Annotated in this window: 23 protein-coding genes; 10 read left to right on the top strand and 13 right to left on the bottom strand. The window is 42.8% G+C overall.

The features are described 5' to 3' along the window. Positions 1-141: 141 nt before the first annotated feature. Both FTU92_RS11365 and gshA read right to left on the bottom strand, forming a co-directional pair. Positions 142-675, bottom strand: a complete 534-nt coding sequence (locus FTU92_RS11365) for a disulfide bond formation protein B (RefSeq protein ID WP_004974176.1) — start codon at positions 673-675, stop codon at positions 142-144. An 18-nt stretch (positions 676-693) separates the two neighbouring features. Continuing rightward, entirely contained in the window at positions 694-2271 is a 1578-nt protein-coding gene (gshA, locus tag FTU92_RS11360) for a glutamate--cysteine ligase (protein WP_180043508.1), read from the bottom strand. A gap of 317 nt (positions 2272-2588) precedes the next feature. On the opposite strand from gshA, the gene FTU92_RS11355 reads away from it, so the two are divergent. From FTU92_RS11355 to FTU92_RS11335, 5 genes are all read left to right on the top strand, one after another. After that, positions 2589-3128, top strand: a complete 540-nt coding sequence (locus tag FTU92_RS11355; RefSeq protein ID WP_131261222.1) for a DUF924 family protein — start codon at positions 2589-2591, stop codon at positions 3126-3128. Between the two features lie 45 nt (positions 3129-3173). Then, the gene (locus FTU92_RS11350; protein ID WP_179995475.1) at positions 3174-3749 is read left to right on the top strand and encodes a hypothetical protein; all 576 of its coding nucleotides are present in this window, start codon (positions 3174-3176) and stop codon (positions 3747-3749) included. Positions 3750-3767: 18 nt separating this feature from the next. After that, positions 3768-5096: a DUF445 domain-containing protein gene (locus FTU92_RS11345; protein WP_180038027.1), complete on the top strand. Its 1329-nt coding sequence runs from the start codon at positions 3768-3770 to the stop codon at positions 5094-5096. A 158-nt stretch (positions 5097-5254) separates the two neighbouring features. Beyond that, positions 5255-6409, top strand: coding sequence for a methionine aminotransferase (locus FTU92_RS11340; protein WP_180096276.1), 1155 nt, complete (start codon positions 5255-5257; stop codon positions 6407-6409). Positions 6410-6523: 114 nt separating this feature from the next. Further along, positions 6524-7891: an MATE family efflux transporter gene (locus tag FTU92_RS11335; RefSeq protein WP_096901501.1), complete on the top strand. Its 1368-nt coding sequence runs from the start codon at positions 6524-6526 to the stop codon at positions 7889-7891. A gap of 26 nt (positions 7892-7917) precedes the next feature. On the opposite strand, the gene FTU92_RS11330 is transcribed toward FTU92_RS11335, so the two are convergent. Beyond that, positions 7918-8757, bottom strand: a complete 840-nt coding sequence (locus FTU92_RS11330; RefSeq protein WP_180096274.1) for an SDR family oxidoreductase — start codon at positions 8755-8757, stop codon at positions 7918-7920. Between the two features lie 213 nt (positions 8758-8970). Between FTU92_RS11330 and FTU92_RS11325 the strand changes: the two genes are divergently transcribed. The 3 genes from FTU92_RS11325 to phoR all read left to right on the top strand — a co-directional run bounded on the left by FTU92_RS11325 (position 8971) and on the right by phoR (position 12255). Next, complete coding sequence (locus tag FTU92_RS11325; protein WP_004974164.1) at positions 8971-9690, top strand: TetR/AcrR family transcriptional regulator; 720 nt, start codon at positions 8971-8973, stop codon at positions 9688-9690. A 486-nt stretch (positions 9691-10176) separates the two neighbouring features. Further along, positions 10177-10887, top strand: a complete 711-nt coding sequence (gene phoB, locus FTU92_RS11320; protein WP_004974162.1) for a phosphate regulon transcriptional regulator PhoB — start codon at positions 10177-10179, stop codon at positions 10885-10887. A 9-nt stretch (positions 10888-10896) separates the two neighbouring features. Beyond that, on the top strand, positions 10897-12255 hold the full coding sequence (phoR, locus tag FTU92_RS11315) for a phosphate regulon sensor histidine kinase PhoR (protein ID WP_178867065.1): 1359 nt from the start codon (positions 10897-10899) through the stop codon (positions 12253-12255). Between the two features lie 96 nt (positions 12256-12351). Here the strand turns inward: phoR and asd are convergent, their stop codons facing one another. The 3 genes from asd to pncB form a co-directional block, all read right to left on the bottom strand. Then, positions 12352-13212 (bottom strand): archaetidylserine decarboxylase, encoded by an 861-nt coding sequence (asd, locus tag FTU92_RS11310; protein WP_096901498.1) that lies wholly within the window; start codon positions 13210-13212, stop codon positions 12352-12354. Then, positions 13209-14051, bottom strand: a complete 843-nt coding sequence (locus FTU92_RS11305) for a sulfurtransferase (RefSeq protein WP_180080029.1) — start codon at positions 14049-14051, stop codon at positions 13209-13211. Before FTU92_RS11305 ends, asd begins: the two co-directional genes overlap by 4 nt. A 163-nt stretch (positions 14052-14214) precedes the next feature. Beyond that, complete coding sequence (gene pncB / locus FTU92_RS11300) at positions 14215-15420, bottom strand: nicotinate phosphoribosyltransferase (protein ID WP_131261228.1); 1206 nt, start codon at positions 15418-15420, stop codon at positions 14215-14217. Positions 15421-15654: 234 nt separating this feature from the next. Between pncB and dtd the strand changes: the two genes are divergently transcribed. After that, positions 15655-16095, top strand: coding sequence for a D-aminoacyl-tRNA deacylase (gene dtd / locus FTU92_RS11295; protein ID WP_004974142.1), 441 nt, complete (start codon positions 15655-15657; stop codon positions 16093-16095). A gap of 62 nt (positions 16096-16157) precedes the next feature. Here the strand turns inward: dtd and FTU92_RS11290 are convergent, their stop codons facing one another. From FTU92_RS11290 to serB, 3 genes are all read right to left on the bottom strand, one after another. Next, positions 16158-16637 (bottom strand): hypothetical protein, encoded by a 480-nt coding sequence (locus FTU92_RS11290; protein ID WP_004974140.1) that lies wholly within the window; start codon positions 16635-16637, stop codon positions 16158-16160. 209 nt (positions 16638-16846) lie between these two features. Further along, the gene (gene aciT / locus FTU92_RS11285) at positions 16847-17182 is read right to left on the bottom strand and encodes a ciprofloxacin tolerance protein AciT (protein WP_004974137.1); all 336 of its coding nucleotides are present in this window, start codon (positions 17180-17182) and stop codon (positions 16847-16849) included. Positions 17183-17583: 401 nt separating this feature from the next. Beyond that, positions 17584-18804 carry a phosphoserine phosphatase SerB gene (gene serB / locus FTU92_RS11280; protein WP_004974136.1) on the bottom strand — a complete coding sequence of 407 codons (1221 nt, stop codon included), beginning with the start codon at positions 18802-18804 and terminating at the stop codon, positions 17584-17586. Between the two features lie 78 nt (positions 18805-18882). Here serB and FTU92_RS11275 point away from each other — a divergent pair, with 78 nt between their 5' ends. Continuing rightward, positions 18883-20142, top strand: coding sequence for a hypothetical protein (locus tag FTU92_RS11275; protein ID WP_004974135.1), 1260 nt, complete (start codon positions 18883-18885; stop codon positions 20140-20142). 106 nt (positions 20143-20248) lie between these two features. On the opposite strand, the gene ppk1 is transcribed toward FTU92_RS11275, so the two are convergent. The 4 genes from ppk1 to mhpT all read right to left on the bottom strand — a co-directional run bounded on the left by ppk1 (position 20249) and on the right by mhpT (position 25043). Beyond that, a complete protein-coding gene (ppk1, locus tag FTU92_RS11270; RefSeq protein WP_131261229.1) occupies positions 20249-22312 on the bottom strand; it encodes a polyphosphate kinase 1 in 2064 nt (687 codons plus the stop codon). Positions 22313-22544: 232 nt separating this feature from the next. Further along, on the bottom strand, positions 22545-23171 hold the full coding sequence (gene pncA / locus FTU92_RS11265) for a bifunctional nicotinamidase/pyrazinamidase (protein WP_104852749.1): 627 nt from the start codon (positions 23169-23171) through the stop codon (positions 22545-22547). Positions 23172-23218: 47 nt separating this feature from the next. Further along, positions 23219-23620: a hypothetical protein gene (locus FTU92_RS11260; protein WP_131261230.1), complete on the bottom strand. Its 402-nt coding sequence runs from the start codon at positions 23618-23620 to the stop codon at positions 23219-23221. Positions 23621-23816: 196 nt separating this feature from the next. Then, positions 23817-25043 (bottom strand): 3-(3-hydroxy-phenyl)propionate transporter MhpT, encoded by a 1227-nt coding sequence (gene mhpT, locus FTU92_RS11255; protein ID WP_131261231.1) that lies wholly within the window; start codon positions 25041-25043, stop codon positions 23817-23819. Positions 25044-25802: the final 759 nt, after the last annotated feature.

Here is a 25802-nt window from a genome sequence, read left to right as displayed (position 1 = left end):
ATAGTCTAAACAGTTCAAAATACGCTACAACACGATGATTTTTAGATGGATTTTCAACAGCCCCTAAATACACAAATAAAAAAGCGCCATCTACATTGAGATGGCGCTTTTTTATCAATTCAGTGAGCAAGTAGCCCGAATTTATTTTTTCTTCACTTTGCCAAATGTAGTCGATGCCACAAACGGATAGTTACGCAGCAATTGCCATAAACTGATGAGTGCCAACACGCTAAAGAACAGCAATGACCACACGGGTAAAGACTGCCCCAAGAACGTCCAGTCAATCACAGCACATTCACCTGAACCCGACAGTACTTGTTGCAATACGGCTTTCATGGGTAAGGCATCTACCAAATAATCTAGCCCTGGACCGCAGCTTGGCACTTGATCGGGCGGTAAGTTTTGCAGCCACACATGCCGTGCTGCCACACCCACTGACCATAAAATTCCAATACTGCCGAACAGCGCGTAAATACGCTTAACCACGTTAGATTTAGGGTTATGCACAAAAGCAATCAGTGAAACCAAACCCAATGCAATTAAGCCCACCCGCTGAAAAACGCACAGTGGACACGGCGCTAAACCTTGCACATGCTCTAAATACAATGCAAATGTCATCCCAATGACACTGGCTAAAAATAAAACACCACTTAGCAGACGATAACTCAATTGCATGTTTAAATCTCTGAGCTGTTATCTATATTGTGCGACATAGTCTGCAAAACTCAGACCCTGTGCTTGTTCAAGTTGTTGTTGTTGCTGAATAGATTGCACTGCAATTTCATCAAAATATGTTTGTGTTTCAGGACGCAGCGCATGTTGCTCATACGCATGTGCATGTTGCTGCGCCATATAACTGCCAAAGCCCCACGTACCACCATGACGAATAGTATCGGCAATCATGTGTGCCGACAGAGTTTCATCGACTTCATGCAAACGCACCATCATGCGTTCTAAAGCTTGAGAATACAGCTGCGTCGCATAACTTTGGTCGAGTAAAGCAGCCAAAGGTTGCATGGCGGTGACATACTGCTGTCCCCACGCTTCAATTGGGGTTTTAACATCGCTCTCTTGAATGTGCGCATTTGGCGCACGCCCACGATTGACCACTTCGGCCTGATTTTTTTCGATGATACTTTGTTCCGCATCTAACAAGGCTGGGCTGTCTTGCAACAAACAATACAATGCTAAGACTTCCAAAAAGCCTGCGGTATGTTCATCTATCCCAATTGGGCTATACGGATTAACATCTACCGCGCGTAATTCGACATAACCAATACCTCGATTGGCAAGTGCTTGAGATGGGGTTTCACCCTCTTGTGGCACTTGTTTTGGGCGCACTAAACTATAGTACTCATTTTCAATTTGCAGCACATGGTCATTAATTTGAATTGGCTCACCCGTGGCATCATCTAAACCTAAGCGGCTAAATGGCAAGTACGGGGTTTTTACGGCTTTTTGCAAACCATCCAAATAACCCGTTAAATCATTGTAATGAATACCAAGTTTTTTCTGCGCCGAGTTTTGATAGCCAAAGTTACCCATACGCAATGCAGTCGCATACGGTAAATACAACGTGCCTCTTAACAACGGCAGCAAATGATGTTCACGCCCCGTCATAAAACACTGACAAACCGATGGACTTGCACCGACTAAAAACATCACCAATGGTGTTAAACGAATAAAGTTACGAATTAAACCTAAATAACGATGACTACGATAATCTTGCAAACTCAGTGCTTTGAGCTGCTCATCACTTTCATGTTGTTGCAAGGCGGCAAATAAATGTTCAGGGAAGGATAAATTATAATGCACCCCTGAAATGGTCTGCATACGGCGACCATAGCGCACACCTAAACCACGGCGATACAAAGTTTTAAAGCGCCCAATATTGGAGCTGCCATATTGCGCCAGTGGAATACCGTCATCGGTTTCATCGAGCATACACGGCATCGACAGCGGCCAAAGTTTTTCACCTTCGCCTAAGTGTTGATGCACCACGCTATGAATATCTCGCAAATAATCAAGCGCGTGTTGAATGCTGCTTTGCGGTGGAGTAATGAACTCCATCAACGCTTCGGAATAGTCCGTAGTAATATGCGGATGTGTGAGTGCCGAACCCAAGGCTTGAGGATGTGCTTGCTGCGACAAGAAGCCATCGCTTTGCATACGCAGACTTTCGCGTTCAATCCCGCGCAACATCCCTTGAAGCAACGCAGCGTCTACCCATGTTGGTAGAACATCTTGCGCATTTGGTTCGGGTTGACTCATTACACTCTCGCTTAATCCAATACACTACAAATACGACATAAACCACAGGCTGATTTTGGGTCGGTGGCAATTTTCTCTATCATGCAGATGATCTGAGATGAAATTGCTACCGTTCAAGTATAACTTGATTGGCATCAGCACATGCGCTTGGGCTGTTTTTTCTAACAAAATGATGATTTTGGGGCATGCTGACATTTTATAAAGTGGTCAACGTCAATAAATTTTAATTTGGCAATTTTTTATCACAAAGTTGCACTATAAGACATGCTAAATTTGTGATTTTATAATCAAAAGAACAGAGGTAAATAATAAAGCGTATGAATTATCAAGATTTTTTAGATTTTTGGTTTTCTCCTGCTGCAGAACCGAACTGGTTTGTCAAAAGCGCAGAATTTGATGCCCTGCTCGCAGAAAAATTTACCGATGTACTGCAACAAGCGGCACAAGGAGAATTATGGACATGGCGCGAAACACCTGCAGGTCGTTTGGCTGAAATCATTGTTTTAGATCAATTATCACGTAATTTATACCGTAATGACCCGCGTGCCTTTGCCCAAGATGGAATAGCCTTGGTGTTGGCACAGGAAATGATTCACTTAAAATTGGATCAGGACTTAAACCCAACCGAACGCCGTTTTTTATATATGCCGTTTATGCACAGTGAATCCAAACGTATTCACGAAGTCGCATTGACGCTGTTTGAAAGTTTGAATGACCCCACCGTGTTGGGCTATGAACTGAAACATAAAGTGATTATTGACCGTTTTGGACGTTATCCACATCGGAATCAGGTGTTGGGACGTCCTTCGAGTGCAGAAGAACTTGAGTTTTTAACCCAACCCAATAGCAGTTTCTAACTGGCGAGCTTGTCTTGGCTGGTTGATGTGTACAGGAGCTTTCACATGAAATATTCCCTACTCGGTCTTGCCCTTGCCAGCAGTTTGCTGTTTACAGGCTGTGCCACGACACCCTCTAAACCGCTCAGCTTTGAACAGTTGGGGCAATACAGCACCACACCGCTCAATGCGCAAACCTATCGGATTAGTTTTTTAGCGGGTCATAACATGAGTTTTGGCACAGCAGAAGAAATTACTTTGGTGAAAGCAGCACAAACCACGCTGCAACATGGTTTTCGCTTTTTTAAAGTTTTAGATGATCCGAGTAATCGTAGCCAGAAACCACCTAGACAAGCCGTGGTTTACCCTGCACCAAGTTACTATCCGTATAGCTATTCGCCGTATGGATATTATCATCGTCGCGCACCATTCTGGCCTGACCCATTCTATGATATGCCGCAAGTGGTCACCCTCGATCCGACTCAAGTGTCTTACACCATTCAGTGTTTTAAAGATCAAAAATCTGCACCTGAAGATGCCTTTGATGCGAGCCTAATTTTACAATCACTGGGGGCAAAATATGGTTTAAGTCCAACAGGACAACCATTAACCCCACCAACCTCTGCCCCTGCCGCGCCCTAATGAGATAAGGATGCCTGCATGAATACAGCGTCTGACCACACTTTAGCGAGCAGCTCGCAGCATAGCTCTCCGAGCCTGCAACGCAGTAAACGCTTTGCCACCATTGCTTTAGTGATTGCCGTGCTAGCATGGCTGGCATTAATGCTGACCGCAAAATTACTGCCTGAATATACGTGGTTGATTCACATACTAATGCTGTCTGCCGAAGCAGGCGTGGTCGGTGGTCTGGCAGACTGGTATGCGATTACGGTGCTGTTTCGCAATCCTTTTGGCAAAATGCCAATTCCTAAATTCTTACGTGATCACACCGAAATTATTCCACGCAACAAAGACCGTATTGCCGAGTCGATGGGGCGTTTCGTACAGGAAAACTTTTTATCGCCCCAAGTGGTACAAAAAAGCCTGCACAGCACTGACTTATCTTTATCCGTGGGCAAATGGTTGGCGAATCCACAAAATAATGCGCAAGTGACCCAAGTCATTCAGCAGACTGTACCGAAAATTTTTGAATTTGTCGGGCAAGAACAAATTGGGCGCTTTATTCAAAGCAACAGTGTGCAATGGGTTCGCAACACGCAGGTCAACCACTTGGCCAGTGAAATGCTGCGTGCGGTTTTGGAAAATGACTTTCATCAGGATGTGCTGCAACGCGGTTTAGACCTTGCCCATGACTGGATGCTGAAACATCCTGAAAAAAGCCGTGAATTGACCCGTCAATTGTTTAAAGAGCTTGGCGTGTGGAAACTGGCCAAAGGTGCGAGCTGGATTGGAATTGATGTGCAGCAACGCACCATAGATTCTTTACTGCAACGGGTCGAATCTATGTTGGCAGACCCTGAACACCCTTGGCGACAAAAAATTGAAGATGCTGGGCAACAACTGATGTTACAACTGGCAGATAACAACAGCAGTGCCAGTCTACGTCTAAATGACACTAAAAATGCCCTATTAGACAGTCCGCAAGTCTTGAATTTTATTAGTGGTGCAGTGGTGATTCTCTGCAATGCGATTAAGGAAGATTTACAAAAATCTGATTCGGGAATTGCGCAAAACCTGCGTATTGCCATTCAGCAAGTCGGTGAAAATATCATTGCCAATACCGCAGTACGTCAATTACTGAATGAAAAAATGAGTACGATTGCGGTGAACTTGTCAGATCAATATAGTGAAAAAGTGATTCGCTTTATTAGTGAGCGCATTCATGAATGGGACTCGCGCGAAATGATTGGCAAAATTGAAAACGAAGTCGGTGGTGATTTACACATGATTCGGGTCAATGGTGTAGTGGTAGGTGCATTTATTGGTCTGGGATTGGGGATTATTCGGGCATTGGTGGAGTTGATTTGAGATGAAATTTTTTTGATAAGTCGATCTTGAGGTGTTCAATCAAAAATAACGCCTCGAACGATCTATTCAAGCCACATCATCACCCTTTACCCCATTTGCATTCCCCCCTGAAAACGCTACGATGTAAAACAAGCTGCTGCCACAACCAGAACCCCACTATGCTCGATATTCACGCGAAACTGCCTGCTCAAGGTCTGAGTATTTTTAGTACCATGTCTAACTTGGCACAACAACTGAATGCCTTAAATTTATCGCAGGGTTTTCCCGACTTTCCCCCACCTGCAGCATTACTGGATGCTTTAAGCCAAGCCACACACGCAGGCTTCAATCAATATCCTTCGGGCGATGGTTACTTGCCACTACGCGAACAACTGGCACAGCAGTTTTTACAACGTGATCAGCTAACACTTGACCCGATGAGTGAAATTACCATCACACCTGGGGCAACACTGGCTATTTTTAGCATTATGCAAACCGTGCTGCAGGCAGGCGATGAAGTCATTCTTTTTGATCCAAGTTATGACAGTTATGCACCCTGTGTAAAATTGTTGGGTGCAAAAGCTATTCATATTCCAATGCAAGCTCCACATTTTCAGGTGGACTGGAATAGAGTCAAAGATGCCATTCATGCAAAAACCCGCATGATCATCATCAACACGCCACATAATCCCACAGGTACAGTGTGGTCAGCGCAAGATTGGCGGCATTTAATTGATGTTATTCAGGAACATAATATTATGGTGCTGTCCGATGAAGTCTATGAACATTTAGTCTTTGATACGCATCAACATCGCTCTGCGCTGTCTTTTCCTGAGCTTAGGGAACGCAGTTTTGTCGTGGGTTCCTTTGGTAAAACTTTTCATGTCACAGGCTGGAAAACAGGCTACTGTGCAGCGGCACCTGCCTTAATGCAGCTCTTTCGCCAAGCCTATCAATTTATTAATTTCTGCGGGGTTAGCGCTGTGCAAGTGGCTTTGGCAAATTATATGCAGCAGCATCCTGAACATATTGCAGAATTGGCAAAGTTTTATCAGGACAAACGTGATTTGTTTAATCAAGGGATTGCCAATTCACGTTTTCAATTCAGCCCTGCTCAAGGCACTTATTTTCAAAATTTAGATTACAGCAATATCCGTCCCGGCTTAAATGCTGTCGATATGTGCCATTTTCTAGCCGAGCAGCACGGCATTGTCGGTATTCCTGTGTCTGCATTTTATCAAACCCCACCCGATGATTTACGTTTAATCCGTTTCTGCTTTGCTAAAAAAACCGAAACCCTGTTGCGTGCAGGTGAAATTTTATCGGCAATTTAAGCGATGAAGCTCCACTGAAATGTCACTGAGTTACTGAAAAGCTAAGGCTTTTTATGACCAAATCATGCTAGGGTGAAATTTCAAACAACCGCATATTGAAGCGCAGGATTTGGCATGGCAAGACCTCAGGCACTGGTCGATCACCCTCAGCTTTGGAAAACCTTTTTGGTGTTTCTATTGCCACTGATTGCCACCAATATTTTGCAAAATCTTTCGGGCACCATTAACACGATTTTTGTCGGGCAAATGCTCGGTGTGGAAGCCATTGCTGCGGTGTCGGTATTTTTTCCCATTATTTTTTGCCTGATGGCCTTTGTGATTGGGCTTTCGGCAGGATCGACCGTGTTGGTCGGGCAAGCGTGGGGCGCACAAAATGTCGAAAAAGTGCGTTGTATTGTCGGTTCGACTTTATTTATGACCCTAATTGGCGGCAGTTTCATTGCCTGTTTGGGGGTGATTTTTGCCGAACAAATTTTAATATTATTAGGCACAGACCCTAAAGTGATGCATCTATCCCTGCCGTATGTGCAATGGATGTTGGCAGGCAGCCCACTGCTGTTTGTTTATATTATTTATACCTCTATTTTACGTGGAGTGGGCGATAGCCTTACGCCACTCATTGCCCTGAGTTTGACTAGTTTAATGGGATTGGTGATTACCCCCATCCTGATTGCAGGTTATTTTGGCTTTCCTCGCTTGGGCATTATTGCCCCTGCAATTGCCACCATTCTGGGCTATCTGGCTGTTTTAATTTTTTTGGTGATTTACCTGAATAAAAAGAATCATCCCTTAAAAATGGATGTGCATCTACTACGTCAAATTCGGCATCAACCCAATTTAAGCAAGGTGATTTTACGCTTAGGGATTCCCACAGGCTTACAAATGGTCACTACCTCTATGGCAGGTTTGGTGATTGTCGGTTTGGTCAATCGGCATGGTGCTGAGGCCACTGCCGCCTATGGCGCAGTTAATCAGGTGTTGAACTATATTCAATTTCCTGCGCTATCTATTGCAATTGCCGCTTCAATTTTTGCTGCACAAGCCATTGGTGCAGGCAAAGCCGAATTACTGGCTAAAGTGACCCGTACAGCCTTAGGCATGAATTTGCTGATTACAGGTATTTTAGTCACCTTGGGTTATTTATTTTCTAAATATCTGATGGCGTTGTTTATTACCGATCCTGCGGTGGTGGTACTGGGTCAGCAGCTCTTATTTATTGTGTTATGGGCCATTTTATTTTTTGGTGCCAGTGCAATTTTTGCCTCCATTATGCGCGCCAGTGGCACGGTCAATGTTCCAATGATCATCAATATTTTAGCGATTGTTTTAATTGAAGTACCGTGTGCTTATTTCTTCAGTCAGTGGTGGGGTTTGCAAGGAATTTGGTATGCCTATGCCTTGGCATTTGTGAGTCTGTGCATCGGTCAAGGTGCGTATTATCAATTTGTCTGGAAGAAAAAAACCATTCAGGTTTTGGTCTGAATGGTCTGTTATATTTGTAAGTTAGATTAACCGCGTTTCTTGCCCAACTTAGTCGCCCATGCGGTAACTTTCTGATAACCCGTTGGAACAATACGCTGGATTAAATCCAAAGTTTTGGCATCATTACCAATCAATAAACGGCGCTTGTCTTTTTGTACCGCTCCTAAAATTTGGCGCGCCGCTTCTTCAGGCGGGCAACGCAATAATTTATTAAAAGCACGTGCCGATTTTTCAGGATTCATGCCCAAAGTGCGCATGCTGTCGTTCATTTTAGCATTGTTGGCAATATTGGTACGAATCCCGCCTGGATGCACGCTCAACGCACTCACACCACAATTTTCCAAATCCAATTCCTGACGCAAAGACTCGGTAAAACCGCGCACCGCAAATTTGGTTGCGTTATAAGCCGACTGCGTTGGCTGTGCAGTTAAACCAAATAAACTGGAAATGTTAATGATATGACCATCTCCCGTTTGTTTGATTAAAGGCAAAAATTCTCTGGTGCCATAGACCACACCCCAGAAATTAATACCAACAATCCACTCCAACTCTTCGTAACTTGCACCTTCTACGGTAGAACCCAACGCCACGCCTGCATTATTAAAAATCATATTGACCGAGCCGTGGTCTCGCACAGTTTCAGCTGCCCATTCGCGCATTTGTTCTAATTTAGAAACATCCACCTTTTTAATGGTCACGCGCACATTACTGTCTTTGAGCAAATCCACTGTTTGCGCCAAACCTTGTTCATTCACATCACTGAGCGATAAATGACAGCCTTGCTTCGCCAATAGAACAGCCAATTGCTGCCCAATACCCGAGCCTGCGCCTGTAATTGCGGCAACTTTATTTTTAAAATTTTTCATGTGATTTCCTTGAGTATGTGGCGTGCACAGTTCAGACCTGCTTGTTGTTTTGTAGGGCTGTGCGATGCGCTGTGGTTTAAATATAATTTTGACAATAAGTATTGTCAATATAAGCCAGTACGAATATCGCAAATGAATCTGAAAACATAGGTTTAACAGATAATTATTGCTAGTATAAAGCCTAATTACGGTTCTTATTTGGCTTAACTGAACATGACAGAACAACTGCCCGTGACTGCAGAAACAGAAAAAACCACCCAGAAACAACAAAAAGAACGTCAGTTTAAAGGCTTGTCTTTAACTGAGCGCAAACAGGCGCGTCGTGAAAAACTGATTGAGGCAGGTATTCAAGCCTATGGCACGCATGGTTTTTTTGCCGTGACCGTAAAAGATATTTGTACCGAAGCCAAACTAACCGAGCGCTATTTCTACGAATCCTTTAAAAAAAGCGAAGAACTGTTTCAGACCATTTTTTTAAAATTGATTGATGAATTACAGCAAAATGTCATGCAAGCCATTATGCAAGCCTCGGCTGATCCTAAAAAAATGATTGATGCAGGACTGACTGCTTTACTGACCACGCTAAAAAATAACCCGCAAATGGCACGTATTATTTATATTGATGCCATGCTGGTGCAAGAACTACATAACCAAGCCACCATTCACGAAACTATGTCGCGTTTTGACCGCATGATTCAGGCCTTTGTCATGCTGATGATGCCGCATTTAGACCGCCCCAACCGAGAAATTTCACTGGTAGCGACAGGCTTAAATGGTTATGTCACCCAAATTGCGATTCGCTGGGTGATGAGCGATTTCAAACAATCCATGGAAGATGTCTTGTCTTCTTGCCGTATTGTATTTTTATCGTTATTACAGACCTTTTCGGAAAAAGAGCAAGCTTTTGTGAAAGATTCTTCGACATTGTCATAAAATCGAAAAATATTCATAATATTTTTCAAATTCAGAGGGGTCTGCTGACATTTCATAAATGGCTTGCGCTGTAGGCTAAAACTGAGCAGATCAGGCAGGGAATAGTGGGTCTATTGCCAAGTTTCATAACGCAATCTGAGAAAGTTTTAGCTACAGTCCTTCGGAACGAGCATATTTTTTTGCCGCTATTGCGTTATGAGTCAGTCACTTAGAATAACTAAATTTCCTGCCTCATGCCTTATATCAGCTAAAAAATCTTGCGAGATATATCTCTCACGTCGCAAACATAGACGAAGTGTCAGCAGACCCTATTTACTTTGACTGAACCTGTTCAGTTTTTTCATCAAATCGACACTATTTTGTCACAAATTATTGCAAAAATAGCCCATTCAACCCTTTCTGCAATGATACTGTCATAATTAATCTTTGTAATAAGCCTGTCATAAATAAAACGGTCCACCGTTAACATCTATAGGATATTGCGTTGTGAAAGATGACTACATTTTAATCGTCGATGACGAACTTCCAATTCGGGAGATGATCCATACCTCTTTAGATATGGCAGGCTTTCAGTGCTTACAAGCAGAAGATGCAAAACAAGCTCATCAGATGATTGTCGATCAACGTCCAGCGCTTATCTTGCTTGATTGGATGATGCCAGGCGGTGTCAGCGGTGTAGACTTGTGCCGTCGCCTAAAACGCGATGACAACCTTGCTGAAATTCCTGTGATTATGCTCACTGCACGTGGCGAAGAAGATCACAAAGTTCAAGGTTTAGATGCTGGCGCGGACGACTACATGACTAAGCCGTTCTCGACCCGTGAACTGGTGTCACGTATTAAAGCGGTCTTACGTCGTGCCAATGCCTTAAGCGGTGAAAAAACTATTGATGCCAACGGTTTAATTTTGGACCCAGTCAGCCAGCGTGTTAGTTTTGGTGACAATATTTTAGAAATGGGCCCAACCGAATATCGTCTATTGGCGTTCTTTATGACGCACCCAGAGCGCGCTTACACCCGAGCGCAATTGCTTGACCAAGTCTGGGGCGGCAATGTATATATTGAAGACCGAACTATTGATGTGCATATTCGTCGTTTACGTAAAGTTTTAGAACCGTATGGCGTAGACCGTTTTGTACAAACGGTACGTGGTACAGGCTATCGCTTCTCGACACGTGCGGATGTTGCTTTAGGCTAAAATTATTTTATGTACGAACCTTACCCAGTCCCTGAACTCGCCCGTGACCTCAAACAAGTTCGTTACAGCAGTTTATGGACTTTTGCCAAACAAGATTTTCGTTTATTGGCCTTTTTCCTAATTATTGCAAGCTTGATTGGTTTTGGGATTGGGTATTTTTGGATTTGTATTAGCCTCGCCTTTTTGCTGTTTTTTCTTCAGCAAATGCGCTCCCTCTATTTAGTTAATGATTGGATTTCCAATCGTCCTTATGATGTGCCGCCAAATCTGCATGGTATTTGGGGTGCATTACTGTTCAATGTTTATCGCTCACAACGTCAGGAACGTATCGTTCAGGCCGAAATGGTCGGGTTGATTGATCGCGCCCAGTCTTCATTGGTCGCGTTGGATGAAGCCGTGATGCTGATTGATGAAAATCATCAAATTGAATGGTGGAACCCTGCTGCTGAAAAGCTATTGGGTATTCAGCCTTTAGACCGTGGACGCAACATCCTCACTATTTTGCGCCAACCTAGTTTTATTGAATATTTTAATCATATTGATCAAGCACCTGACGGTTTAAAAATGAAATCTAGCGTGCATGAAGGGCAATATGTGCAAGTCAAAATGACTCAGTTTGGTGGCGATAGCCGTTTGTTATTTGCTTACGACATGACGCGTATGCATAACCTAGAACAAATGCGTAAAGACTTTGTCGATAATATTTCACACGAATTACGCACTCCGCTAACGGTGCTGAGTGGTTATATCGAAACCTTTACCGATCAGGAAGATATTAACCCGCGTTGGAAACGTGCTTTTGAGCAAATGCAGTCACAAACCCGACGCATGAACGCTTTGGTAAATGACCTGCTGCTGCTGTCGCGTCTGGAAAATGAAAAAACCATCGCCAAAAATCAAATTATTGAAATGCCAAGTTTAATGAATCAATTATTTGACGATGCACATGCCTATAACGTCGATTATGGACATACACTCAACTTAAATATTGACAGTCATTATGATCTGATTGGTTCAGATGTAGAATTGGCCAGCGCCTTTAGCAACCTAATCACCAATGCAATTAAATATACCCCGAAAGGTGGGACGATTACCATTGGCTGGCATGATGATGGCAATCAAGGTTATTTTACTGTGGAAGATACAGGCATCGGGATTGATCCGAAACACTTACCACGCTTAACCGAACGCTTTTATCGTGTAGACAGCGCACGTAGCCGACAAACAGGCGGTACTGGTTTAGGTTTAGCAATTGTGAAGCACGTTTTGATGCAGCATAATGCACACTTAGAAGTCGAATCTAAAGAAAATCAAGGCTCTATATTTAAAGTCGTGTTCCCAAAAGAGCGTTTGTATTACGAAACTTAAGCGCTGGTTGAGCTAAAATAGACAATAAATTACAGATTTAAAAAACAAAAAAACGCCAAATTACTTTGGCGTTTTTTATTTCTTTATTCACATATTTTATTCAGCAGAAACGATATGTCCCAGGGCTTTCCCCATTTCCACTACAGAATTGGCTTTGAATTCAGCATCCCACTGCATTTTATTTTCTTCAAACAAAACAATCGCGGTTGAACCCAAATAAAAACGTCCTAATTCTGCACCTTTTTCAAGGAATAATTGGTGTTGATTCAGTTCCAAACGCCCCGATGGTTTGACCTTGCCTGTCGCCACGGTTTCAATGCCCGCTACAATCATGGCACCCACTAAAACAACTGCCATACGCCCCAGTTCGGTATCAAACAAACACACCATGCGCTCATTGCGGGCAAATAAACCCGGAATATTTTCGGCTGTGGTTTGATTGACAGAAAACAACTCACCTGGCACATATAAAGTTTCGGTGAGTGTGCCTGCAAAAGGCATGTGCACACGGTGATAATCACGCGGAGATAAATACACGGTTGCAAACTGACCATTTTTAAATGGTTCAGCCAATTGCGGGTCGGCAATTAAGTTTTCAACCGTAAATTGCTGACCTTTGGCCTGAAAAATTGCCCCATCTTCAATTTTACCCAACTGTGAAATCGCCCCATCTGCAGGCGATACAATGCTGTTCGGATTGCTGTCAATTTCCCGCACACCCTGCTTTAAAGAACGGGTAAAAAATTCATTAAAAGATTTATATTTCAAGGCATTGCTTTGTTCTGCCAAAGACATATCAATGCCGTATTGCGCCTTGAATGCAGTGATCACCGCATTTTTGAGCACAGGATGCTCACTGGCTGCAAGTTTACCCACAACACGTGATAATTGATGTTGTGGCACAACGCGTTGTGCCTGAATGAAAATTTGTTTTTTTAAACGTGATGTGAGGCTCAAGACGGCAACTCTCCAGTAATAACAGGACTGTCAGGGCGGTTGCCCCATTCACTCCACGCACCATCATAGGCCTGAATTTTCCAACCCAATAAACGCCCTAAAATGTAGGCCAAACCTGAACGGTGATGTGACTGACAATACACCACTACAGGTTCGTTTAAATTGAATCCGAGTTGTTCCAGACGCTGTCGTGTGCGTTCTAAGGGATGCAATTTTAAATGATTTTCACGATTAAGGGCAGTACTCCATTCAAAATGCAATGCCCCAGGAATGTGACCGCCGCGTCGTGCAGCCAAACGCAGCCCTGTATATTCATCTATGGTGCGGCAATCCCAAAGTTGCACCGACTGGTTTTGGCACTTTTCTAATAGCTCATCATATTGAATTCGATACTGATTTTGCTCAACAACAGAAACAAGCGTGCTGACGGGTGTTAGTGGTTCAACCTCAGAAGTGGTTGGAAAACCTGCTACCAACCATGCGTGAATCCCACCATTCAGTAAACTGGTATTTTCAAAACCTAAGCAGTGCAAATTCCAAATCAGACGCCCTGCCCATGCGCCGCCTTCATCGTCATAGGCGACCACATGATGCTCAGGGGAAATACTCAAATACTGAATCAAGTCTTGTAAAGCCTCGGGTTCAGGCAATAGACCCGACGTATCTTCATCCTGACGTAGCAACATGCTCGGTTTGACCTGCAAAGCATGCGGAAGATGCAATTGCTCGTACACCGAATTGCGGCTCAAATCGACAATGCGCAATTTTTCATGCCCTAAAAAGGGAACTAAATCTTCTGCTTCAATCAGCAGTCCAAAATTGAATGGAGAAGTGCTCATTTTTATGCGGTTCAGTCTGTTTGGCAATCAACTTTAACTTAGTATAGGTCATTTTTGATGGCATGCTGTTTTTTTCATAAATTTCGCAGAATTTTAACAATCACATGCTTTAATCTAGAAAAAAACCGAAGATTTTCTTCGGCTTTTTCAAGTAGCTCAGGTTTTAAACAGGCGTTTGTATTTCAAAAACTTGGCGTAAATATGCCAAGAAGGTGTCATTATCGGTCATGGTTTTACCCGGACTATCAGACAATTTCGCCACCGACTGACCATTACATTCCACCAGTTTCAACACAATATTCAGCGCAGTTTGCCCCATATCATTGGTTAAGTTGGTACCAATCCCAAAACTAACCTGAAAACGGTCTTTAAAATACTGATGCAAAGCCCACGCTTTTTCGACATTTAAGCCATCACTGAAGGTCAGCATTTTAGTTTTACTGTCAATTTTCAACTTTTTATAGTGTGCATAAGCTTTATCGCCCCACACATACGGGTCGCCACTGTCATGTCGTAAGCCATCAAACAACTTGGCAAAATACAGATCAAAATCACGTAAGAAGGCATCCATTCCGACCACATCAGTCAAGGCAATGCCTAAATCACCCCGATATTCTTGCACCCAAGTTTCTAGTGCGGCTTTTTGGAAGTCACGTAAACGTACATCTAGCGCCTGAAATGCCTGTAAAAACTCATGTGCCATTGTCCCAATTGGGGTAATGCCTAATTCTTTAGCCAACAGTACATTACTAGTACCACGAAACACTTCAGGTACAGCTTGATGAAAAGCCGCAATCACGTGCTTTTGCCATGCAAAACTATAACGGCGGCGCGTACCAAAATCTGAAACCAAAAATGGTGGATCTTCAGGCAGTTGCTGCTGTTGGTAACTTTGAATCAGGGCAATTTTTTGCTGTAAACGGCGCTCACCTTCTGCCCAAACCTCATCATTACGGATGCGCTGAAAATACAGTTCATTGACAATTGCCAGGACAAAAATCTCGAACATCATGGCCTGTACCATCGGGCCTTCTACCCGAATATCCAAACGACCTTGCGCATCAATACTGGCGTGAATAAAACGACGCTTGAGCTGAAATAATTCTAAATAATCGACAAAGTCACTTTTAATAAAGCGTAAATTACGCAAATACTGCAATTCATCTTCTTTAAATTTCAACTGACACAAATGATCAAGCTGCGCATTCAACTCAGCTAAAATATCGCTCAGTGGATACGCGGTATCTTCAAGATTACGGCAGCGGAATTGATACACACTGTGCGTTTGCGGAAATTTATGCAGCACCACCTGTAACATGGTGAATTTATATAAATCAGTATCGAGCAGAGATTGAATAATGGGGGTCATAGGGATCATCATTTCGCGGTACTTCTTGCATTAAAGCATACTTTATTCAGCAAAAAAGGGCTTTTATCGACAATCTTGTTACAACTTTGCTGAAGTGTAGCCTTCCCAAGATATTTTACCTCTCTGCGGGCAGCTACCGTTGTGATGCTTTCGTGATTGATGTTAATGCACGCCAAAGTGCCTAAGTTTGCTACAATCTGCAGCCATCCCCCACACTGAGAAAATTAGTCCCCCATGCGCGCATTATTACAACGAGTTCTTGAAGCCAAAGTCGTGGTCGATGGTGAAATCACTGGCGAGATTCAACAGGGTATTTTGGTATTTTTGGGCTTAGGCAAAGACGATAATTTTGAGAAAGGCAAAAAGCTGATTGATAAAATTTTAAAATATCGTTTTTTTGATGATGAACAAGGCAAAATGGGTTGGAATGTCAGTCAGGCCAATGGCAGTGTGTTATTGGTTTCACAATTTACCCTCATGGCACAGACTCAAAAAGGTTTACGTCCTGATTTTGGCCCTGCGATGCCCCCAAACGATGCCAAAGCGCTGTATGAACAATTGGTGGACTATGCCAAAAGTCAGTTTGACAGGGTGGAAACAGGTATTTTCTCTGCCGATATGAAAGTGCATTTGGTAAATGACGGGCCTGTGACTTTTTGTTTGGAAGTCGAGTAAATCACATATAAAAAAACCTCTGTCAAAAATTGATCAGAGGTTTTTGTTTGGGTCTGAGCAGCTTATTTACCCGTTTTTTGTTTAATAAACTGGCGTGCCATTTTAATTTTTTCTTTTACAGGTTTTGGTAGTTTAGGTGGAATCAATTTCGCTGCTTGGTTAAACCACACCAATAAGCCAAAATCACCTTCCATTTTAATGCTGCCATTTTGCATGCCTGTCATAAATGCAGTTGGATCACCTTTCATTAAGGTTTTTACGCCTTGCTCGCTGTCTGCAAACTGCAAAATAAAATCAGCTTTTTCTGCATCGCCTGCCACAGTGTCAATATGTCCATTGTTGACAATAATTTGACGCGCCATACCCAAGTCTGTGCCAATTTGAATACGGAACTGGCGTTCATGCACCAACTCAATAAATTTTGGACTGGTACGTGCCAGTTGTTTCATACGCAATGCCAAACCTGCCACGAGAAGGTCAAGTGGATCGGTGCTGACATCAACCAAAGGAAGTTTGACCACAGGAATTGCAGAAAGTTTCATGACAGTGAAGCCTATTGTAATTGTTGGATAATGAACAGACTCATCCTATCACAACTCCCGCTTTTTGCTGCAAGGCTTTGTATAACAATCTTTAGGAGGGTGTTAAAATTTTGTCGCTGTTTGGATGGCGCAAACTGCCGTACAGATAAAGCAAAAAAGATGCAAACCAGTTGCATCTTTTTAAAGTTTTTGAATTTAGTCTGTACGATTTAGCGGCTTGAGCACTGCTGCTGATCGTCTTCATAGACTGGGGTATGTTCGATATAGCGACGTTTTGCCAAAGCACGCTCTGCCCGACGGTCTTCTCGTAATAATAATAAAGTCACCAAAGTCATCGCCAAGAAAATTGCCGACAAGTAACTGTAGGTAATTGGCAGTTCAAATACGCTTTGCACACTGTAGCGCACCACTTCCAATAAACCCCAAAACACCATACCTGCCAACATAAAGTTTAACCAGCGACGATAAGGCGAAAAGAAAACAGCAATCAACGCAGCTGCGACGAGGCTTAAGCCTACAATGGTCGCTAAATTCGCTGTTAGCATAAAAACCTCCGTCTAAAGATGCAGCCTCTTTTTGAATTGGTCTGCGACTTCAAATACCGTTTAAATAAATAATGGATGTCGATTTAAATTCTATGTCTGCATTATGCTGCGTTTTCTAGATAAAAAAAGACTTGTATTTTTATAAAGCGACACACCTTGTCGCAATATTATATTGTCATTACATTTTTTAAATTTTGTAGTTTTCGGGAAGCTAAGCTAGCTCTTTATTCGCGTGTCATTACAAAAAAACACCTTATTTTTTTGCCTTAAAAAATATTTTTTTCATTCAATGCTGTTGCGGTTTTTATCGACAGTTTTTGTTTACCGTTCATCGTTATCTGCTGATTATACAAACAAAAAACGCAGCATGACTGCTGCGTTTTTTTCATTGAATTGTCATATTAGGCACGGTTCAAGTCTTTGTCATGCACGCCCAATAAGTACAGCACACCATCTAAGCCCACGCTTGAAATGGCTTGATTGGCGTTTTGACGTACCAACGGTTTAGCACGGAACGCCACACCTAAACCTGCAATAGAAAGCATTGGTAAGTCGTTCGCACCATCACCCACCGCAATGGCTTGTTCCAAAGAAATCCCCATTTTGTCTGCCAGTTCACGTAGCAATAATGCCTTACGCGCACCATCCACAATGTGACCTTTTACTTCGCCTGTAACCATGCCATTTTCCACATCTAGAATGTTGGCATGCACTTCATCAATCCCCAATTTTTCCTGCAGATATTCTGCGAAATATTGGAAACCGCCCGACAAAATAGCGGTGCGATAACCCAAAGATTTCAGGGTTGAAATCAGGCGTTCAGCACCTTCGGTCACGGTCAGACGTTCGGCAATTTTAGGCAACACAGCAGCATCTAAACCTTTGAGCAATGCTACGCGCGCGCGGAAACTTTGCTGAAAATCCAGTTCACCCTGCATGGCACGTTCGGTAATGTCCGCCACCTGATCGCCCACACCTGCCTCAATCGCCAACTCATCAATCACTTCTTGTTCAATGAGCGTTGAGTCCATGTCAAAACACACCAAACGGCGGTTACGACGGTAGGCATTGTCTTCTTGTACCGCGACATCCACACTCAGTTCATTCGACAGGCTTAAACACGCAGCACGCATGGCAACTGCATCTAGCATTTGTCCACTTAATCCAAACTGAATGCAAGCACGTTTAGGTTCATCTTCGGCTACATTAAGCTGTGGGCGACCCGACAAACGGGTTACAGTTTCAATGTTAAAACCTTGGCTAGATACAATATGCGTGACCGCCTGTAAATGTGAGGCATTCAGCTCTGGTGCCAGTGCAGTCACGATATAACGGGTACGACCGCCTTCTTTGACCCATTGCTCATATTCAGTTGCAGAGATTGGTTTAAAACGCACAGTTAAGCCAATATCATGTGCTAAAATCAGAATCTCCTTCATGGCTAAAGCAGTTGCAGTCTGGTCTTCTGATGCAACAACAATACCTAAAGTCAGTTGATTATGAATAACAGCTTGGCCAACATCTAAGATTTGTAAGGAATGAGCGGACAATACCTGCATTAATCGAGTAAACTGATTAGGTTGGTCAGGTCCTAAAAATGATATAAGAATGATTTCTCGCATGAATTGACTCGGGTCTGAGCTACAACTATTGTGAGAATCATAATCTAAATTGAATATAAATGCCTTGGAAGTTTTACCTTGAATGCGCCTAGACAAGGGCTATTTGCTAGCCTATTGATTGTAAGTTTTGCTTTTCACACCTTTTTATTGGTGCTTGCAACAACACACCAATTAAATGAAAACCGCGCCAATCAGGGGCAGTTAATGACCAGCCAACTGGTCACAGACAGCCTTTCTGAGCTGGAACCTGCCAATACAGTATCACTGGCATTATTGGTGAATCGTTATGCCACCAATCCAAGCATTGCTTCTATTCGTATTTTAGATGCGCAAAATCAGGTCTTGGCGACAGGTGGACAGTCACGTACCCGTGAAGGTGAAGTCTTTGTCCGCGATGCAATCATCAATGAAAAGAAAGTCGGCAGCATTGAAATTACCTTAATTCAGCCAAGTATTGGTGAAATTCTGCGTACCCAATGGTTAGCGACACTTTTATCATTATTGGTTCATGGCTTGTTATGGTTGGCTTATCGCGCGATTGCCCGTCCAAGTCGTAGTGAATATTTAGCACGCATTAATAATGAATCTCGCCTTAAACACGAATTACAATTATTGACGCAAGCCCTTGAACAAGAAAAACATCAAACGGCTTTGGCACTTGCGCAGGCACAGCAACAGCCTAAACCTGTGATGTCGCCTAAAGCAAACAAAGCCATTGAGCAAAGCCAAGAGCAAAACAACATTGCGCTGAATATTCAGTTTTATGACCCGAAACAATTATTAGACACGGTCACGCAAAGTGTGTCTGTGCCTTATTTTAGCTTATGTCAGATTTTCCTGAACAAAAGCATTGAACTGTGCGTACAACACTACAAGTTAAACCGTTCCGACATTCAAACAGTACAACCATTCCATGAAGATGGCGCAACACTCAGTATTGCAGCCAATACACCAAATGCAGCAGCCTGTATGGCCATGATTGGCACGGTGTTCCAGTTATTGTCTGAAGTGCTGTATAAGCGTTATCGTGAAGAAAAGCGTTTTGTGTTGCAAACTCGCAGTGGTTTATCAACCGCAGTCGAAGCCATGCAGTTATCTGCAGTGCAGGCAGCAGAGCGTTTGGTGCATCAATTATCTGCTCGTGAAAATGCAGTGCATTTACCGAATGAATTACTAGATGAACTGTCTACGCATTATGAATTGGTGAGTATGCCAAATCCGACCAATGTGCTGATGCGCCATGCCTTTATGGTTAATGGCATGGACAGCCAATCGGCTGAGTTGGCGCAAAGCCTGCGAACTGAAATTCTAAAAGGCAAACATTCAAGAGCTTCTTAAAATAATCCATGAGATGCCTTAAAAGCATAAAAACCTGAGTATGCACACATACTCAGGTTTTTTATACTCACAGATGCTAGATCACATCCATTCACTACAGCCCAATTTACACATTCAACTGCTTCTGCTCGACCAAATACATTTGCGCATTGTGTACAGCAGCCTGCCCCACCACAGCAGCTTTCTGCCATTCGCCATTGGCTTGTAGCTCCCACGCATTTTGATTGTCATGCAAATAACTCAGCAAGCCATCTTCTACAATACGCTGTTTAATTTTCTCATCCAAAATAGGGAAGCAAGTTTCCACCCGTGAAAATAAGTTGCGCCCCATCCAGTCTGCGCTGGCGCAGTACAATTTTTTTGCACCACCATGCTCAAAATAATACACGCGGGTATGTTCCAAAAAGCGTCCCACAATCGAACGGACATGAATACGCTCAGACATACCTTTCACTTTTGGAATCAAACAACAAATCGAGCGGATAATTAAATCGACCTGTACCCCTGCCTGCGAAGCACGGTACAAAGCCGTAATTAACTCAGGCTCAGTCAATGCATTGACTTTAATGATAATTCGGGCAGCTTTGCCTGCTTGTGCAAACCCGATTTCTTGTTCAATCAGTTTGAGCAATTCACTGTGCAAGGTAAATGGTGCATGCAGCAAGTTTTTTAATTTTGCCGATCTGCCCATGCCTGTGAGTTCCTGAAACACCCGATGCACATCTTCACAAATATCAGGATGTGTGGTCATCAAACCATAGTCGGTGTACATACGTGCATTGCCCGCATGATAGTTGCCTGTACCCAAATGCACATAGCGCACCAACTGATCTTGCTCACGACGCACAATCAAAATCATTTTGGCATGGGTTTTATAGCCGACAATGCCATACACCACCACTGCGCCTGCCTCTTGCAAGACGTTGGCGACCATAATGTTGGATTCTTCATCAAAACGTGCGCGTAGCTCGATCACGGCAGTGACTTCTTTGCCATTACGTGCGGCTTCTGCAAGTACCTGCACAATTTCAGAATCTGGGCCACTACGATACAGCGTTTGCTTAATCGCCAACACATTTGGGTCTTTCGCCGCTTCTTTGAGTAAATTAATCACCGGCTGAAAAGAGTCAAATGGGTGATGTAGCAACACATCCTGCTTTTTCAGAATCTCAAACATCGGTTTTTGCTTCCGAAATATTTTTGGAATCACAGGTGCAAAAGGTGGATATTTCAATTCAGGTCGGTCAAAACTACTGGTCAGACGCGACAGGTTAATCGGCCCGCTAATCCGATATAATTGCTGCTCATCTAAATCAAACTCTCTGAGCAAATAATCAATAATATCTTGCGGGCAATCATCTTCAATTTCTAAACGTACCGCACGCCCAAAACGACGTGACGATAATTCATCTTTTAAGGCAACTGCCAAATCATCGACATCTTCGGCCAAAATCAGGTCGGCATTGCGGGTCACTCGAAACGCATAGCAACCTGTGGCTTTCATGCCTGGGAACAGATCATTGATATGCTGCTGAATAATCGCAGTCAAGAAAATATGTTCAGTCGCACTACCTGCCACTTCTTTTGGCAAATTGATTAAACGTGGCAAAGAGCGTGGCGCAGGCACAATCGCCATTTCAATTTCACGTCCAAAAGCATCTTTGCCTTGTAAACTGACAATAAAGTTCAGACTTTTATTGACCAAACGCGGAAATGGATGCGATGGGTCTAGGCTAATTGGCGTTAAAACAGGCTGTACCTGACGGGCAAAATAATCGGCAATCCACGCTTTATGTTTATCCACAATGTCATGGTATTGAATAAAGTGAATCCCTAAACTTTGCAGCTGCGGCAAAATGGCATAATTTAAAGTGTCGTATTGCTGCTTCACCGCCTGATGCACTTTATCAGACAGTTCTACCAAGACCTGTTCAGTCGGAATGGCATCTGGGGTACGGGTAATGGCATTCAAATCGAGTTGCTTCATTAAACCTGCAACGCGAATTTCAAAAAACTCATCTAAATTACGTGAAAAAATAATTAAAAAATTGAGTCGCTCTAAAATAGGTAACTCTGGGTCTAAAGCTTGCGCCAAGACCCGACGGTTAAACTCAATTAAAGAGAGTTCACGATTAAAATAAGTATCAGATGAATGCTGAAAGTGTTCCATATCTTCTCTATGCTGTTTTTAAGACAGTCTGCTTATTTCGCCTCTGTGCAAGGCATGGTAGGTAGAGATTATGACAATCATGTTACACCCACAATCAATCGCAGAACATTTCGTCAAAATTGAGTATATGTAAAAAATTGATTTTTATTTATTTTATTTTACATTTAATCTATTTTTATAGAAAAAAGGAAGATTTCGCCCTTCCCTTTCGCGGCCAGTTCGTTATCTAGTTTTAGCCAAGTAAGTGCTGACTTTGTACTCGCTGTACTCCTTGTGCCAACATCTGTTGCCATGCTTGTTCTAAAGAGCCATTTAAATCAATCGCTTTGGTGGCATCTTCAATCACATAGGTGCTAAAACCCAACTCACAGGCATCTATTGCCGTCCACGCCACACAAAAGTCGGTGGCAATGCCCACAATATAAACCGTATCAATTTCACGGGCTTTTAAATAGGCCGCCAAGCCTGTGGTGGTTTTGCGGTCTGCTTCCATAAAGGCAGAATAACTGTCTATTTGCTCGTGAAAACCTTTGCGTATAATCAATTGTGCTGTAGGCAAATCTAGATCTGGGTGTAATTCAGCATCAGCTGTGCCTTGCACACAATGCACAGGCCACAACACTTGCTCGCCATAACTGAGCTGAATCTGCTCATAGTCCTGTTTGCCTGCATGGTTGGCAGCAAAGGACACATGCGTTGCAGGATGCCAGTCTTGGGTGATCACAATGTTCTGAAACACACGTCCCAACGCATTAATGCAGGGAATAATTTGATCGGCATTTGCAACCGCCAAATTACCTCCTGGACAAAAACCATTTTGCACATCAACCACAATCAAGGCATTATTCAGCTGCTGCATGCTGTTTCCTTTCCCATCTTAAACGCTACCCTCAGCATAGCTGAAATTTAAGTCTGAGTTGTATCGCTTTGATAAAAATAAAAAGAATCGTTTTCGGCACAATGTTGATAGTTCGGTAGCTGTAACAATAATTGCCGTACAAAACGTGGATAGATTTTGGCTTTGCGTGCAGTCGCGGCATGAAAATAAAAATAAGGCAGTGGATGCCGAGTTAAATAATTGACCAAATGCTGTCGGGTTAAACGCATCACCTGAAAGGCATCAATACCTGCGTTGACATCTTCATAAGTAGCTTGATCGGCAAATGCCAGCCACGCGTTTTGTTTTGGAGAAGTCCGTGTTGCTCGAAAATGGCGTTTCAGTTCTAAAATAAATTCATATTCAATCAGATACAGCGAAAACTGCTGTTGATCCAACTGAAATTCTGCAATCAATTTTTTCTGCTTCAAATGATACTCTTATATTTACTGTTTTTTAGGACTTATTATACCCTGCTTGCGTCATTGTCACCCAGTAGAACAGGCAGCTTTGCGACAGTACTTGTCACACTTCATTCGAGCATTTTTTCTCAAAAATCAGCGATCAACATACAAAAAAATAGCCTGCAGGTGCAGGCTATTTGGTCTTTCAACTGTTCTCATCCTTTTAAACAGTTTGAATACGACGTACCAATAACAACATGAAAATGGCTGAAATAATAATACATGGAATGGCTGCTGAAATAACCCCAGCCGCACCAAAGCCTGCTGCCAACAACTGACCTGCAATAGCAGGGCCAAGCATTGCGCCTACACGACCAACAGCAGAGGCAACACCGACCCCAGTACCACGTACTTCGGTTGGGTAGACAATACTACCAAAAGCATATAACACGCCCTGACAGCCAATCACAAAAGCACCGACCAAAGCTGAAGCCATATACATTTGCATGAGTGAACCCGCTGCATTTAGAGCAAATAAACCTGCCAAAATACCACCATACATCAATAAAATCACGTAGGCTTTTTTCCAACGGTCGGTCAGCATACCCAAAATTACAGTACCGACTGTCGCACTCACCATGAAATAGAACTGTGCAGTACTGCCTTCTTTACGCGAGAAACCTAATTCCATAAATAAAGATGGTAACCAGCTCAACATGATGTAAACCACCATCAAGGTAAAGAAGTAACTCACCCAAATAAATAAGGTACGCAATAAGTTTTGTGAATTAAACAAATCTTTAAAAGATGCTTTTGGCGCAGCATTTTGTGCTGTGACATCTTTACCTGCCGCTTGTGCTTTTAAGAATTCACGTGATTCTGGCAATAACCACATCATCAATGGAATGACAATAAATGGCAGCAAACCACCCAAATAGAAAATGTTTTTCCAGTTTGAGCCAAAATCTGTACTGGCAATTAAAGATAAAATGGCTGCACCCACAGGCATACCACAATACATCAAGCCCACAGCACGACCACGGTTTTGTGGCGAAACAGCTTCAGATGCCAAAGTAATTAAAATTGGCATGGCTGCCCCTAAACCCGCACCTGCCAAGAAGCGCACCGCCAATAGGCTTTCAAAGCTATTCACCCACACCGTACATAAGGTAAATAAAGCAAAGACTGCTGTAGACCAGATTAATACTTTTTTACGACCAATACGGTCTGCAAAACGTCCGCCAACCAAAGCACCTGGCAATAAACCTAAAATACCCGCACTAAAAAATACCCCAAGCTGCGAGCTGTCTAAACCAAAATGCTCACGGATACCTGCCGCAGCAATACCTGCTGCCTGAATATCCAGACCTTCAATCACTGCAATTAAAAAGCAGATCGCGACGGTAATAACCGCATGCCGCTGATCGCTATGTTGTGTTGATCTATCCATTGGGTCCCTCTACTAGAATTAGATAGCCATGTGAAAGCCTGCATCTTGCGCAGTTTTAAACTGCAGCAATAGCTATCAATAAGTGTTAGACCAAAGTGAATTTTTTCAGATCAGCGCAAACGTGTTGCGAAGCATGTAGAAAAAAACATAGCGAAAAAAACAATAAATCTGGCAAATTACACGCTATTTTCCCGCTTAAAGCAGTAAATTCAGCGCAAGATTTCTCACCATTTAAGAAGTCAGCGACAACATAGGTAGACTTAAAAGCTATTATTCTTAAGAATCAAAAATCAAAATATCCCGATTAAAACAGTCAGATATAAGAGCTATAAGGTCTGAATTGAGCGTTTTTTTATATAAATACCTAGGGTCTGTTGACAATTCATCTATGTTTGCGACGTGAGAGATATATCTCGCAAGATTTTTTAGCTGATATAAAGCATGAGACAGGAAATTTAGTCATTCTAAATGACTGGCACATAACGCAATAGCAGCAAAAAATATGCTCGCCCTGAAAGGCTGTGGCTAAAACTTTCTCAGATTGCGTTATGAAACTTGGCAATAGTCTCGCTATTCCCTGCGTTTCATGCCTGATCTGCTCAGTTTTAGCCTACAGCGCAAGCCATTTATGAAATGTCAACAGACCCTATATTCAGCGTTGTATTTCAAACTTGAGGCTAAAAAAGTGCTGATGAGGGTTGCGCCATACCAATGAAAATTTGGGTACAAAGGAGATGGTTATTATTTTTTTATTTTGAA

Origin of the sequence: Acinetobacter sp. YH12205, from assembly GCF_013418125.1 — a bacterium.
GTDB classification, from domain to species: Bacteria; Pseudomonadota; Gammaproteobacteria; order Pseudomonadales; family Moraxellaceae; genus Acinetobacter; species Acinetobacter towneri.
This window is presented reverse-complemented; position numbering and strand designations above follow the sequence as displayed.